The 12,905-nt window shown below is 41.0% G+C and carries 13 protein-coding genes and 1 tRNA gene; 8 read left to right on the top strand and 6 right to left on the bottom strand.

Annotated features, from left to right (window positions below; translation table 11 throughout):
• Positions 1–13: 13 nt before the first annotated feature.
• Both IPM71_06270 and IPM71_06265 read right to left on the bottom strand, forming a co-directional pair.
• Complete coding sequence (locus IPM71_06270) at positions 14–535, bottom strand: DNA-3-methyladenine glycosylase (protein QQS52338.1); 522 nt, start codon at positions 533–535, stop codon at positions 14–16.
• Positions 516–2,129 (bottom strand): O-antigen ligase family protein, encoded by a 1,614-nt coding sequence (locus tag IPM71_06265; GenBank protein ID QQS52337.1) that lies wholly within the window; start codon positions 2,127–2,129, stop codon positions 516–518. The genes IPM71_06270 and IPM71_06265 overlap by 20 nt, the downstream gene beginning before the upstream one ends.
• 202 nt (positions 2,130–2,331) lie before the next feature.
• On the opposite strand from IPM71_06265, the gene rplM reads away from it, so the two are divergent.
• The 6 genes from rplM (at position 2,332) to frr (ending at position 6,517) form a co-directional block, all read left to right on the top strand.
• Positions 2,332–2,787, top strand: a complete 456-nt coding sequence (gene rplM / locus IPM71_06260; protein QQS52336.1) for a 50S ribosomal protein L13 — start codon at positions 2,332–2,334, stop codon at positions 2,785–2,787.
• A 5-nt stretch (positions 2,788–2,792) separates the two neighbouring features.
• Positions 2,793–3,182, top strand: a complete 390-nt coding sequence (gene rpsI / locus IPM71_06255) for a 30S ribosomal protein S9 (GenBank protein QQS52335.1) — start codon at positions 2,793–2,795, stop codon at positions 3,180–3,182.
• Between the two features lie 99 nt (positions 3,183–3,281).
• Positions 3,282–4,181, top strand: coding sequence for a 30S ribosomal protein S2 (gene rpsB, locus IPM71_06250; GenBank protein ID QQS52334.1), 900 nt, complete (start codon positions 3,282–3,284; stop codon positions 4,179–4,181).
• A gap of 23 nt (positions 4,182–4,204) precedes the next feature.
• Positions 4,205–5,032: an elongation factor Ts gene (locus IPM71_06245; protein QQS52333.1), complete on the top strand. Its 828-nt coding sequence runs from the start codon at positions 4,205–4,207 to the stop codon at positions 5,030–5,032.
• A 107-nt stretch (positions 5,033–5,139) separates the two neighbouring features.
• Positions 5,140–5,850, top strand: coding sequence for a UMP kinase (locus IPM71_06240; protein ID QQS52332.1), 711 nt, complete (start codon positions 5,140–5,142; stop codon positions 5,848–5,850).
• 103 nt (positions 5,851–5,953) lie between these two features.
• On the top strand, positions 5,954–6,517 hold the full coding sequence (gene frr, locus IPM71_06235; GenBank protein QQS52331.1) for a ribosome recycling factor: 564 nt from the start codon (positions 5,954–5,956) through the stop codon (positions 6,515–6,517).
• 213 nt (positions 6,518–6,730) lie between these two features.
• On the opposite strand, the gene IPM71_06230 is transcribed toward frr, so the two are convergent.
• The 4 genes from IPM71_06230 to IPM71_06215 all read right to left on the bottom strand — a co-directional run bounded on the left by IPM71_06230 (position 6,731) and on the right by IPM71_06215 (position 11,608).
• Positions 6,731–8,182, bottom strand: a complete 1,452-nt coding sequence (locus IPM71_06230; GenBank protein QQS52330.1) for an IS1182 family transposase — start codon at positions 8,180–8,182, stop codon at positions 6,731–6,733.
• A 180-nt stretch (positions 8,183–8,362) separates the two neighbouring features.
• Positions 8,363–9,565, bottom strand: a complete 1,203-nt coding sequence (hflX, locus tag IPM71_06225) for a GTPase HflX (GenBank protein ID QQS52329.1) — start codon at positions 9,563–9,565, stop codon at positions 8,363–8,365.
• A 104-nt stretch (positions 9,566–9,669) separates the two neighbouring features.
• Positions 9,670–10,845: a hypothetical protein gene (locus IPM71_06220; protein QQS52328.1), complete on the bottom strand. Its 1,176-nt coding sequence runs from the start codon at positions 10,843–10,845 to the stop codon at positions 9,670–9,672.
• 85 nt (positions 10,846–10,930) lie between these two features.
• Positions 10,931–11,608, bottom strand: coding sequence for a TonB family protein (locus IPM71_06215; protein ID QQS52327.1), 678 nt, complete (start codon positions 11,606–11,608; stop codon positions 10,931–10,933).
• A gap of 176 nt (positions 11,609–11,784) precedes the next feature.
• Here IPM71_06215 and IPM71_06210 point away from each other — a divergent pair.
• A tRNA-Ala gene (locus tag IPM71_06210) sits at positions 11,785–11,861 on the top strand.
• A 194-nt stretch (positions 11,862–12,055) separates the two neighbouring features.
• The gene (locus IPM71_06205; GenBank protein ID QQS52326.1) at positions 12,056–12,700 is read left to right on the top strand and encodes an ATP-binding protein; all 645 of its coding nucleotides are present in this window, start codon (positions 12,056–12,058) and stop codon (positions 12,698–12,700) included.
• Positions 12,701–12,905 lie beyond the last annotated feature (205 nt).

The following is a 12,905-nucleotide window of genomic DNA, read 5'->3' as shown; positions in this document are numbered from 1 at the left end:
TCTGCGAACGAATTTAATCAATTCCGGCTTGCCACACATAGCGCCAGGGTTTTTCTTTCCACACGCCGGCATAATCAATACCTATTCTGTTTGTATGTATAATTTCATTTTCTCTCACCTGCATGCCCGATTCAAGCCATAATCTTTCCGATAAAACTAGATATTCGGCATAAAAGCTTTTATCAATGCCCAACAAACGGCCTACCCTGCCGGGGCCGTTGCAACCCCTTACACTCCTTATTAATACAGCCTGCGGATGGCCTGACAATCCGGTAACAATGTTGAGCATCCAGTACATGCCATAGATTAAATAGACATATACGTGCCCCCCATCCAGGTACATGGCCTGATTGCGTGAAGTTTTGCCCTTGCTTGCATGGCAAGCCAGATCTTCTTCGCCACGGTAAGCTTCCACTTCGGTAATAGCAAAGGATTGAAGACCAGTCAGCCCTTTTATTATAATATTGCAACCCAACAGGTCGGGAGCCACTTCGAGTACGTCACGGGTATAGAAGTCAAGGTTTAGCCGGCCCATCTGAGAAGTTATTATCGACAAATCCCGGACCCAGCAGCAATAAGCTTAGAAAAAAAGCTGTAAAACTGGCCCCGGCCTGGGTTTCGAAGGTATCCTCGCTTACCATTGACAAAAGCACAATCAACAAAAAGCTAACAAACAAATAGCCGGCATTTTTCTTTTCGAAAAATATCGCCGCGATAAAACCCAGTAAAAGCAAAGCAAAACCAACCATTCCGAAAGCAATAAACAGTGTGATGTATTGGTTGTGAGGCCTGAACCACCATCGGGGGTCCAGCAAAGTGTTATTTTTCTGGTATTGCTTCATCACCTCCTCATTGACATCGCCTGTGCCGGTGCCAAACCAAAAATGGTTGGCAGCTACATGCAAACCGTTTTTGGCCATTTCAATCCGTTGACTGAAGGAGTGACCGCTTGGGTTATGACCTTTCAAGTAGTTCTCAGTTTCCCAAAAAAGTTCATAAAGTCGGGCATAAACCGACCACTTATTTTTAAAAATGAAATTAGTATGTCCTTCTTCAACCATTCTTATGTCTTCGGGGCTTAGCCGGCTAATGCCAAGCGAATCTTTGGGTAAGTCCATTGAAGCCATATAGCGTACCAAAGTCGCACGAAGTTGTTGGCCTTTATTATCTTTCCCACGATAGGGGAGCCTGCTCACCTTATTCCATTCTTGCTCGAGTTCAGTTTCACAAATCAATGCCCAGACTCTATTCCCATTTTCGAAACTGTTTTCCTTTGCATAATGTTGGTAAGGGTTTCCATTGATGGTCTGCTTGGGTAAAAGGTCAAACTGATTTTCCTTGCGTTCCAAATAGCGCATCAGACTAATTGCTATATAAGCAGTTACTATGGCAAAGCTGAAAACGCTCAGTAAAAGAATAATCCTTTTAAACTGCTGGCTTTGGATTTTTTTCAGCACATAAGATAAAATCACAGGAAACAGTAAAACTGCAATTACCAAACCAGTAAATGCACCAATAAAAAAAAGGTGCACTAAAAGCCAAAGAAACGCGACAAGGTAAAAATACCTCGAAACCAGACGCAGGTTAGCCAGATTGAAAAGAACTGATGCTGCAATTGAAAAAGCAAACACAGTCATCAGGGCAAAACGTATGTGTGAAATAAAGAGCGACGAATTTCTGTTATCGGCTGCTTGGTCTGAACCCAGGCCAAAATAGATACCAGCGCTCACGAAGGTTGCTAATACCATCGAGCATAAATAGAAATTAAGCACTAGTTTAAATTCCTTCAACGAAAGAGGAACTGAGGTGCCTACAATAATCGGGAATACCAGAAAAGGCAGTTTAATTTTGAGGTCGTGAAGGGCATAATTCCAATTGTTGGTTGGGATAAGCCACATTATATGGACAAGAAAAAAGGAAAGGATAAATAAAACAGAAGGTCTTGTTTTTAGGGTTTGGATTTTTCTTTTAAACTCTCCTTCGAGGAGCCAGTTGCCTGCAAGAATAAATTGGCTCAGACTTAAAAGAAAGGGAGAAAATGGCAACGAAACCGCTACCAGTGAGATGCAGAAAAGATAAATAAACCGATGAGTCTGATTCCCGAGCATGGTAATGGGGCTGTTAAACATATTTACAAGCAGCCGAAGATAATTATTTTTTAAAAGTCAGTGCACACCCTATTCAAAGGGAAATGGCAGAAATAAAACCATCCTATAAAATTCATTGTGAATCGTTTGTTTATTTCATAAAAATAATTGTATTTTTGCACTCCGTTATTTCAGGGTGGTATAGATAACAGGAAAGAAAGGTATTAATAAAAATCAAAAAACAGTGGATACACTAAGTTATAAAACGAAGTCGGCAACAAAGGCTACATCCCATAAAGAGTGGTTTGTAGTAGATGCCACAAACGAAGTGTTGGGTCGTCTTTCGACGAAAATTGCCAAGGTGTTGCGCGGAAAAATGAAAACAAGTTTTACCCCTAACGCCGATTGCGGAGACAACGTCATTATTATCAATGCCGAAAAAGTGAGGCTCACCGGCAACAAACTTACCGACAAAGTTTATGTACGTTATACAGGCTATCCTGGCGGTCAGCGCTTCGAATCACCTGAAGAATTACTACGCAAGAAACCAGAGCGTGTAATTGAAAAAGCTGTAAAAGGAATGCTTCCTAAAAACCGTTTGGGAGCTGCAGTTGGTAAAAACCTTTTTGTATATGCAGGCAATGTGCACCCGCACGAAGCTCAGCAGCCAAAAGAATTGAACTTAAACAGTATTAAATAAGTATCATGGAATTAGTAAACACCATTGGTAGAAGAAAAGCTGCTATTGCCCGTATTTACCTGAAAGAGGGTAAAGGTGATATCATCGTGAACAAAACCGATTACAAACAATATTTTCCACTGGAAATTTTACAATATGTAGTGCGTCAGCCACTCGAACTTACCAACAACCTTGGCAAGTACGACATCAACGTAAACCTCGATGGTGGCGGAATTAAAGGGCAGGCCGAAGCACTTCGTTTAGCTATTGCCCGTGCACTTGTAGAAATAGATGCCGAAAGCAACAAATCAGTCCTCAAATCGAACAAAATGCTTACTCGTGACCCCCGCGAAGTGGAACGTAAAAAGCCAGGTCGCCCGAAAGCACGGAAGAGATTCCAGTTCAGTAAACGTTAGATTTTATTTAACCAGATGTTTAGTATCCAAACCCACGGAGACTTTGCCGCAGGCAGACTACTCCGGGGTTGATTTTAGTGAATGTAAACAAATACTCATATGCCAAGAACAACTTTTGAACAGTTATTAGATGCAGGTGCACATTTTGGTCACCTAAAAAGAAAATGGAATCCACAAATGGCTCCCTATATTTTCATGGAGCGCAATGGGATTCACATCATCGACCTTCAGAAAACAATTGTCAAGCTCGACGAAGCAGCCAATGCCCTGAAGCAAATTGCCAAATCAGGACGCAAAATTCTTTTCGTTGCCACTAAAAAACAAGCCAAAGACATTGTTGCCGACCGCGTAAAGCAAATAAACATGCCTTATGTAACCGAGCGCTGGCCTGGTGGAATGTTAACCAATTTCCCCACCATCAGAAAGGCAGTGAAAAAAATGTCAACCATCGATAAAATGGCTACCGATGGCACTTTCGAAAATATGTCGAAACGCGAAAGGCTCCAAGTTACCCGTCAGCGTGCCAAGCTTGATAAAAACCTTGGCAGTATTGCCGACCTGACCCGTTTGCCAGCAGCCATGTTTGTGGTAGATATTACCAAAGAACACATTGCTATTCGCGAAGCCCATAGACTTAACATCCCCGTTTTTGCTATTGTCGACACCAATTCCGATCCTAATAAAGTTGATTTCCCGATTCCGGCCAACGACGATGCTGCCAAATCAATATTATTAATAACAGATGTGGTATGCCAGGCTATTCAGGAAGGTTTAGGTGAACGCAAATTAGAGCGTGAAAAAGAAGCTGCCGATGATGAAGCGGAAAAAGTAGCCAAAAAAGAATCAGCCCGCAAAGCACTTCTTGACGAAGAGGATGTGGCAGAGGTAGAAGCAATTGTTCCCGCTAAGCAAAAAAAGGTTTTAGCGCCAGCAGTGAAATCAGCTTTGAAAACTAAAGCCGTCGAGATCGACGAAGAAGAATTGGAAGAAGAGGCATAATAACCAAAACAGACACATTTAAAATGGCAGAAATATCAGCTTCAGAAGTAAGCAAACTCAGAAAAACGACTGGTGCCGGAATGATGGATTGTAAAAAGGCACTTACCGAATCCAATGGCGATTTCGAAAAAGCAATTGAGATTATCCGCAAAAAAGGCCAGGCTGTTGCCAACAAGCGTGCCGACCGCGAAGCCAGCGAAGGCGTAGTGTTAGCAAAAACCAATGCGGCTGCTACTATAGGGTATATGATTGCCCTTAATTGCGAAACTGACTTCGTTGCAAAAAATGCCGATTTCGTGAAATTAGCCAACAACATTATCGACACAGCCATTGCCGCAAATTGCAAGGATATTGAAACATTGAAAGCTCAGAAAATCGGTGGTAAAACTATCGACGAACTGATTGTAGAACAAATAGGAGTGATTGGTGAAAAAATAGAACTGGCTTTTTTCCATAAAATTGAATCAGCTCAGGTAATTCCTTATATTCACTATGGTAGCAAACTGGCCACACTTGTTGGTTTGTCCGTTGCCGTAAACATCGAGGTGGGCAAAGACGTGGCTATGCAAATTGCGGCCATGAGTCCTGTAGCAATCGACAAAGATGATGTCCCAGCCGAGGTAATTGCAAAAGAAAAAGAAATTGGCCGTGAATTAGCTATTAAAGAGGGCAAACCTGAAAATATGCTCGATAAAATCGCCGAAGGCAAAGTGAATAAATTCTTCAAAGAAAACACCTTGCTCAACCAGGAATTTACAAAAGACAGCAAATTAACTGTACGTCAATACCTGCAAAGCGCCAACAAAGATTTAACAGTGACAAGCTTTAAACGTTATTCGCTTGCCGGATAATCTTTCAGCACAACAATTTATAATTAGAGAGCTTCCTTGAGGCTCTCTTTTTTTTGTTGTCTCTTTTTTAAACGCTATTTTAGACAGAATATTTAATAGACCGAATTATGTACAAATACAAAAGGATATTACTCAAATTAAGTGGTGAAGCCCTGATGGGTTCTAAGCAACAAGGAATAGACGAAGAACGGCTTGAAGAATATGCAAGTCAGATTAAGCAATTGCTCGACAACGGGGTTGAAGTAGGCATTGTAATTGGGGGGGGCAACATTTTTAGGGGCATCTCAGGAATGGAAGCCGGGTTCGACCGTGTTCAAGGCGATTATATGGGTATGCTGGCCACGGTAATCAATGGCCTTGCCATACAGGGTGCAATTGAGAAACTTGGAGGTAAATCTGTTGTGTTTACAGCCATCGATATGATGCCTGTTGGTGTGCGTTATTCAAAACGTGGTGTATTGAGGGCCTTTGAGCAGGATGAAGCTGCGATTTTTACTTTTGGTACCGGCAATCCGTTTTTTACTACAGATACCACAGCAGCATTGCGGGCCGTTGAAATAGATGCTGAGGTTTTGTTAAAAGGTACACGCGTCGATGGCGTATATACTGCCGATCCCGAAAAAGATCCGAAGGCAGTTAAATACAATACTTTAACCTTCGATGAGGCCTATAGCAAAGGGCTTAAAATTATGGATCTTACAGCCTTTACTATGTGCAAAGAAAACAATTTGCCTATTCTTGTTTTCGATATGAATACCCATGGCAACCTTGAAAAGCTGATGAAAGGGGAAGACATAGGAACCATTATTTGCAATTAGAATTTTGCTTATCATAAAGAGCATAAATGTAATTGATGCAAGCTTATTTTATGCGGAATATTTTTTTTTAATTTTGCCCAACCAGTTAAAAACCATAAATACAATGGAAGAAGAAGTTCAATTATATCTTGATGATGCCTTTGAAAAAATGAACAAGGCAGTAATTCACCTCGATGAAGAGCTAGGTCGGGTAAGGGCAGGGAAAGCTTCACCCGCTGTGCTCGAAGGCATCATGGTCGATTATTACGGTTCGCTGACATCCCTTTCACAGGTATCCAACATCAATACACCCGATGCCCGTACTATTGCCATTCAGCCATGGGAAAAGTCGATGATTGAACCGATAGAGAAGGCAATCATGGCTGCTAACCTAGGCCTCAATCCCATGAATAATGGCGAGATGATCAGGATTAATGTACCAATTCTTACTGAAGAAAGACGAAAAGACCTGGTAAAACAAATAAAGCAAATGGGCGAAACCACCAAGGTAAGCATCCGTAACGCCCGGCGCGATGCGAATGAGACCTTTAAAAAAATGAAGAAAGAGGGTTTGGCAGAAGACCTTGAAAAAGATGCCGAACAGCAGGTGCAAGACGCCACGGATAAATACATTGTTAAAGTCGATAAACTACTGGAGCTTAAAGAAAAGGATATTATGACGGTATAAAGTTGCCGGCATAAAAAAGCACCACTTTTCGGGAGGGCACTGAAAAAGTATCAACTTATTTAAGTAATTCTCTAAAAGATAACTGGCAAGTGAAGACAATATCTTCATTTGCCAGTTTCTTTTTAAAGAACGAAATGCAAATTTTCTGGTAAAAAGAGCTTTTAAATTCTTTTTGTAATGAGGGTAGATGTAATTTGAGGCTGGAGTCCCCTGTTAATTCATTAATTTGAGGATTCTTTTGAGATTTACAGTAAAAATGGCCATTGCCCCTTGCATTTGCATGTTGGTAATTCCGTACGAAGTAGCTCTTCCATAGCCATGTACGTTTTTTAGTTCACTATTTTTTGCTTCAATTTTATAACGGTGTTTTGCCTTTTCTTTGAAGTATTCGGTCTGTTGAAACTCCATTTGTTCCAAATGTTTATCCGATTTAATAGAAACAGAATAGGTTTTAGTTTTTGCATCAGGTTTATAGCATCCGTTTTTTAAGGTACATGTTTTACATTTTTCAATATCGAAGTAATAAGTGTCTACTTGGTTGGAGCCATCATCTTTCTTTCCTTGACGTGCTTTTCTTATAGCCATATGCCCTGCGGGACATACAAACATTCCGGCATCTTTGTTGTAGTCAAATGTATTTTCTTGATTTCTAAAACCCTGCGTAATAGAGGGATTCAATTTTGCAACGATTTTTATTTCTTGTTCATCAGCAATTTTAAGATTCTCCATTCCTGAATAGGCTGCATCGCCAATGATTGTATCTACCTCAATTCCATTATTTTGACTAGATTCAAGCAATGCCGGTAACTCTGGGCCATCGCCCTTTTCTCCGGATGTTACCACGGCAGCCGTAATAATTCGTTCCTCTGTCATGGCGATATGGGTTTTGAATCCAAAAAATGAAGAGTCTTGCGTCTTATGGCCTGTTCTGGCATCAGGATCCTTTGAAAGTGTATAATGATCCTGTGTATCTTCAATGGTTTCTTTCAATAGATTTAGCTTTTCTTTTACTTTTGGGAATGAACGTATTACTTCGTCTGACTCTATCGCCTTTTCAAGCGTATCACAATATAATAATTCATGCTCCAAATCATTGTCTTCGTTCTTTTTAGGCATTCGCTCTATCCAGTTCTCATCTGTGGAATAAACCACCTTACGAAGTTGCCGGGCACGTTCTTTGAGCACTTCCAAGGGGGACAATGGGTTCGATCTGGATAATGAATGTGTGGCATCAACAATAATGGACTTCGATTTGATGATACCCTTTTCAATGGCAATGGAAACGGTCTTGCCTATCAAAAGATTCAACAAATCGGTATCCTTCAACCGCAGTTTCCTGAATTTGGTAAGCGAACTGGGATTTATCACATCTTCTTCAGGTGTCATCTCCAAAAAATACTTGAAAGACATGTCAAAACGGGAACGTTCTACTACATCTACATCCGAAATGTCGTATATCGTTTTGAGCAACAGATATTTGAACATACGAATAGGGCTCTCAGCATTGCGCCCATTGGTTGAGCAGTATTTGGTTACCAGTTCATCATAAATGAACGAAAAATCAATGAGCTCATTAATTTTTCGTAGTAGATTATCCTTGGGAACGATAAGGGAATATAGATCAGAGTATAAACTAAGCTGAAGTTTTTGCTGTTGTACGAGCATATAAGTGCCTTTATTTTAGGCTCTTAAGATACAAAAAAAAGCAGTAAAATGCCAAGTTTTTATCTTGTATTTTACTGCTATATTATTAATATTCTTGTACTTGGGACTTTTTCAGTGCCCTCCTTTTCGGAGGGGTGCTTTTTTTATGCCATTCAGCTTTTCTGTAAAAGCCGGTTATTCTCAATAGTCATCTTCGTATAGAAAATTATCGAAAGGATACCGTGCCGCATGTATTTCCCGTATTTTATTGTAAAGTAATTCGCGGAATTCATCTACATTTTTCTTCTCCAGGGCTGAAATAAATATGCATGGAATTTCGGTCTTTCCCATCCAACTGTTTTTAAGTTCATCGAGGGTCCAGTGTCGCTGGGTTCGGGGTGCAAGGTCGTCTTCGTCTTTGTGATCAAACCGATAGGCATCAATCTTGTTAAACACCAGAAAGGTAGTTTTATCTGCAGCTCCTATTTCCTGAAGAGTCTGGTTCACGACTTGTATTTGCTCCTCAAATCCAGGGTGGGAAATATCCACCACATGCAATAAAATATCAGATTCGCGCACCTCGTCGAGGGTAGATTTGAATGATTCTACCAGGTCATGGGGCAATTTCCGTATAAACCCCACGGTGTCCGAGAGCAAAAAAGGAAGATTTTGAATAATCACCTTGCGCACAGTGGTATCGAGCGTAGCAAAAAGCTTGTTCTCCGCAAACACATCCGATTTGCTAAGCATGTTCATGATGGTCGATTTTCCGACATTGGTATAACCTACCAGCGATACGCGCACCATGCGGCCCCTGTTTTTACGCTGGGTAGCCATTTGTTTGTCTATTTTTTCGAGTTGTTCTTTTAACCTCGAAATTTTATCACGAATAATGCGTCGGTCTGTTTCAATCTCAGTTTCGCCAGGCCCTCGGAGTCCGATACCTCCTCTTTGCCTTTCAAGGTGAGTCCACATGCGGGTAAGGCGTGGCAACAAGTATTGATATTGTGCCAGTTCAACCTGTGTTTTGGCATGTGCAGTTTTTGCCCGGCCGGCAAAAATATCGAGAATAAGGTTGGTCCTATCCAGCACTCTTATTTCCAGTTCGCGCTCAATATTTCTTAACTGGGTAGGAGTTAGCTCATCATCGAATATAACAATTTGTACTTCGTGAATTTTTATGTACTGGTTAATTTCTTCAAGTTTACCTGTTCCGACAAAGGTTTTGGAGTTGGGTGCATCAATTTTCTGGGTAAACGTTTTAACAGGTTCGGCCCCGGCAGTTTCTACCAGGAAGGCAAGTTCTTCTAAGTATTCTTTCACCTGCATAGCATCTTGTCCGGAATGGATGATTCCAACAAGAACAGCTTTTTCACGAATCTTAGCAGTGGAAATTTCGGCCATAATTAAACTCTGTTATAAGAATTGCAAAAGTAGCAATAATTCATTCGCCTGAAAGAACTCTTACAGGATCTACAATGAAGTGGTAAGACCGGCGCTTTACTATTTTAATAAATCAGCGAGCGGTTTTGATTGATGCTGTTTTCGATGGATTGTTGCAGAGCTGGAATGCAGTTGTAGAACATCGAGATATCGTCCGGGAAGGGAGCCGGATCTCTCTTTATTAGTTCTAAATCCTCGGGCTGAAGGGCTTTTGTATCGCCAAAAGCCTTGCCTGACACATGTTCAAAAACAGAGGTGGCAGCCATTTGTTCGCGTTTAATCACTTTGCGCGGAAGGGATTGGAAATACTCCATCTGCACTTCTATGGTGGCTTCTTTTTTTTGCTCCCGTTTGGTAACTGTGCATTTCAGGTCCTTGTATCTGGGCACTTTTATATCGTTTCCAAGGCTATCTTTGCGCACATTGCCGCGGCTGTCGAGCACATATTCAAAACCATCTTCTACCCTTCGTGTGCGTATGTATTCGGTTGAAGTGAAACGCTCGGGCGAAACGAAAAAGTTAATCAGGTCGATATTGATATAGAAATCGAATTGAGTGGTGCGGTCGGTTCGTCCAATGTAATAATCGACCCATGATGAGTTGAGTTGTGAGGTATTGAAACTTAAAAGTTTATCGTAAAAATCGGCAGGTAGCTGCACATTGGCTACGTTACGCACTTCTACTAACACACGGGTGGTTCCAAGGTATTGAGCCTCATCGATACGCTCCAGAATATCGGGGAACCCGTTTTCGTTATAACCTTTGGCTTTCACAAAATTATGATAGGCATTGCGGTACGATTCTTTTGTTTTGTTGGCCATTAGCCGGTTACCAAGGGCATAGAAATAATCGGCAGTTTTATTTTTCGATTCAACCAACTCAGGTGTATAATCGATTTGGGTATAGTTATAGGTTTTTCCTTTTACTTCGAAGGGGAGTACTTTTCTAACCTCTTTTTGTCTCCAATCCAATCGGTTATATGCAAAATAAATGCGCTCCCAGTTTTCGGGCCGGCCTTCGGATTTTAAAAGCCGAATCGATTCATTGTCTTGCTGGTTTGCAAGCTGATAGGCTTTATCGAGCATAAGCATGTCTTCGGCTTTGGCATTCCCCTTCAACATTTTCTTTACACAGCGATCGATTACCTTATCATAATTACCGTCGTCGAGTAGTTTCGAAGGCGATTTGCAGGAGAACATTATTATAGTTCCCAACACGAGTATGAAGAAAGAATTTTTCATAGCAATTGAGGTTTGTCTAACTAAAATATACAAAAAAAGCCTTCCGCGCTAGCAGAAGGCCTTTAAATTGAAATATTATCTAAGCTTATTGCAGTACAAATACTACTGGTAAGGTAAACTGAACTTTAACTGGGCGGCCTCTTTGTTTGCCGGGTGTCCAGTTAGGCGATGATTTAATTACGCGCTCGGCTTCTTTATCGAGGGCAGGATCTACACCCCGCACGATTACTACGTCGCACACTTCACCTTTTGCATTAACCGCAAATTGCACAAATACCCGACCACTGATGCCGTTTTCGGAGGCCACTTCCGGATACCGCATGTTTTTACCAATCCAGGCGCGGAATTCGTTCAGATCGCCACCTTTGAATTGGGGCATGTCTTCTACGATTACAAAGACTTCCTCTTCGGCAGATTCTTCCTCTTCTTCGAAAACAACGAGTTGCATCTGACTATTTTCGTCTGCATCAGAGCTTTCAAATTCAATTTCTTCGATGTCAACATCGTCTTCAACAATTTTAAGAACTTCTACTACAACAGGGGGTGGAGGGGGGGGTGGTTGCTCCAACGGTTGCTGGCGGGTAATAACCATTTCTTCTTCCATGACAACTTCATCAATACTGCCAAGCATCGTATCATCGCTGAGGGCTACTCCCCACTCGAAAGCAAGAAGCAGGATGGCAAGTACTATAACTAATCCGAGTTCTATAAAGAGAATTCTCTTTTTTTCAAGGTTAGCGGCATTACTCTTCTTTAGTTCCATTGTATGATTATTTGAGGGTCGTAAAATTAAAGAATTCTGATAGAACAACAAAATTAATTTGTATGTGCTATATTTTTTATTTTCAATCAAATTTCTTGCCATATATTTTTGGCTTCAGCACTTTTATTGTTCAGAAAAAAAGCTAATTTTGTGCCGCTGTAAACAGAATGATTTTTGGGGGATTAGCTCAGTTGGCTAGAGCGTTTGACTGGCAGTCAAAAGGTCAGCGGTTCGATTCCGCTATTCTCCACCAGATTATAAGAGGCTATCTCTAAGAATGGAGATAGCCTCTTTTTTTTGAGTTCGTGTCCTGAATATACTTGAACTAGAAGGTCTTCTAATGCGAATTTGGCTTTCAACACACTTCCTGCGGATTCTGTATTATCAAGCCAACTTCAGTAAGAAGCTTTCATTATCTTTACCCCTTCCACAAAAAAGCAATACCCGGTGAGTTTATATTTACACAACCTGATTGTGCAGGGGGAACATCAACGTCTTGACTTTAAGTACGAAATTTCTGATGCAAAAAAGATTGCCCGCACTTTTTCGGCTTTTGCCAACACTCAAGGTGGCACTTTGCTTATAGGAGTAAAGGATAATGGAAATATAGTTGGGGTGCGCACCGACGAAGAGGAATACATGGCCGAAGCAGCAGCACATATTTATTGCAAGCCCAGAGTGGAATACAAAATCCGACACCATAAAGTAAACGAAAAAACTGTGCTTGAAGTGGTGATACCTGAAAGCAAAAAAAAACCACATCGAGCTCCCTGGAAAGACGATACTTTTAAAGCCTTTGTAAGAGTGAATGACCAGAATTTTCTGGCCGATACTGTTTTACTCGAAGCATGGAAAATACGGCACCACCATAAAAAATTGCTTGTACGATACGATAATCAGGAACAGGCTCTTTTTCAACTACTCCGTGAGCATTCGCAAATCACCCTTCGCGATTACACAAATGCATGCCAGATTAAGCGCCGGGCTGCAATACATATTCTCGCCCAACTCATATTAGTGAAGGCCATCGATTACCGCATTACGGAAAAGGAAACCTATTATTACTTACCATCCGACCCGCATCAGCTTTGAGTAAACTTGGTGGCTTATTATGGACAATTCTTAAAAAGTGCAGTCCATCAATTCTGCGTAAATTCAAAAGATTCATTTTACAGCATAATGAAATCCGCAAACATTTTAGCAGATCAAATCTTATTTCAGAGTTGGGGTTAAAAAATCATTAAAAACACATATTCTGAAAACATGCACCAGTAAAGACTTACAGACATTTGATAAC

Source organism: Bacteroidota bacterium, from assembly GCA_016699695.1.
GTDB lineage: Bacteria > Bacteroidota > Bacteroidia > Bacteroidales > UBA10428 > UBA10428.
Note: the sequence above shows the minus strand (reverse complement) of the source record. Positions and strands in the feature narration are given on the sequence as shown.

What these genes read in the sequence shown, in the direction of transcription:
- IPM71_06270 (QQS52338.1), bottom strand. Translation starts at nt 535, where the DNA reads ATGGGCCGGCTAAACCTTGACTTCTATACCCGTGACGTACTCGAAGTG.
- IPM71_06265 (QQS52337.1), bottom strand. Translation starts at nt 2,129, where the DNA reads ATGTTTAACAGCCCCATTACCATGCTCGGGAATCAGACTCATCGGTTT.
- rpsI (QQS52335.1), top strand. Translation starts at nt 2,793, where the DNA reads ATGGAATTAGTAAACACCATTGGTAGAAGAAAAGCTGCTATTGCCCGT.
- rpsB (QQS52334.1), top strand. Translation starts at nt 3,282, where the DNA reads ATGCCAAGAACAACTTTTGAACAGTTATTAGATGCAGGTGCACATTTT.
- IPM71_06245 (QQS52333.1), top strand. Translation starts at nt 4,205, where the DNA reads ATGGCAGAAATATCAGCTTCAGAAGTAAGCAAACTCAGAAAAACGACT.
- IPM71_06240 (QQS52332.1), top strand. Translation starts at nt 5,140, where the DNA reads ATGTACAAATACAAAAGGATATTACTCAAATTAAGTGGTGAAGCCCTG.
- frr (QQS52331.1), top strand. Translation starts at nt 5,954, where the DNA reads ATGGAAGAAGAAGTTCAATTATATCTTGATGATGCCTTTGAAAAAATG.
- IPM71_06230 (QQS52330.1), bottom strand. Translation starts at nt 8,182, where the DNA reads ATGCTCGTACAACAGCAAAAACTTCAGCTTAGTTTATACTCTGATCTA.
- hflX (QQS52329.1), bottom strand. Translation starts at nt 9,565, where the DNA reads ATGGCCGAAATTTCCACTGCTAAGATTCGTGAAAAAGCTGTTCTTGTT.
- IPM71_06220 (QQS52328.1), bottom strand. Translation starts at nt 10,845, where the DNA reads ATGAAAAATTCTTTCTTCATACTCGTGTTGGGAACTATAATAATGTTC.
- IPM71_06215 (QQS52327.1), bottom strand. Translation starts at nt 11,608, where the DNA reads ATGGAACTAAAGAAGAGTAATGCCGCTAACCTTGAAAAAAAGAGAATT.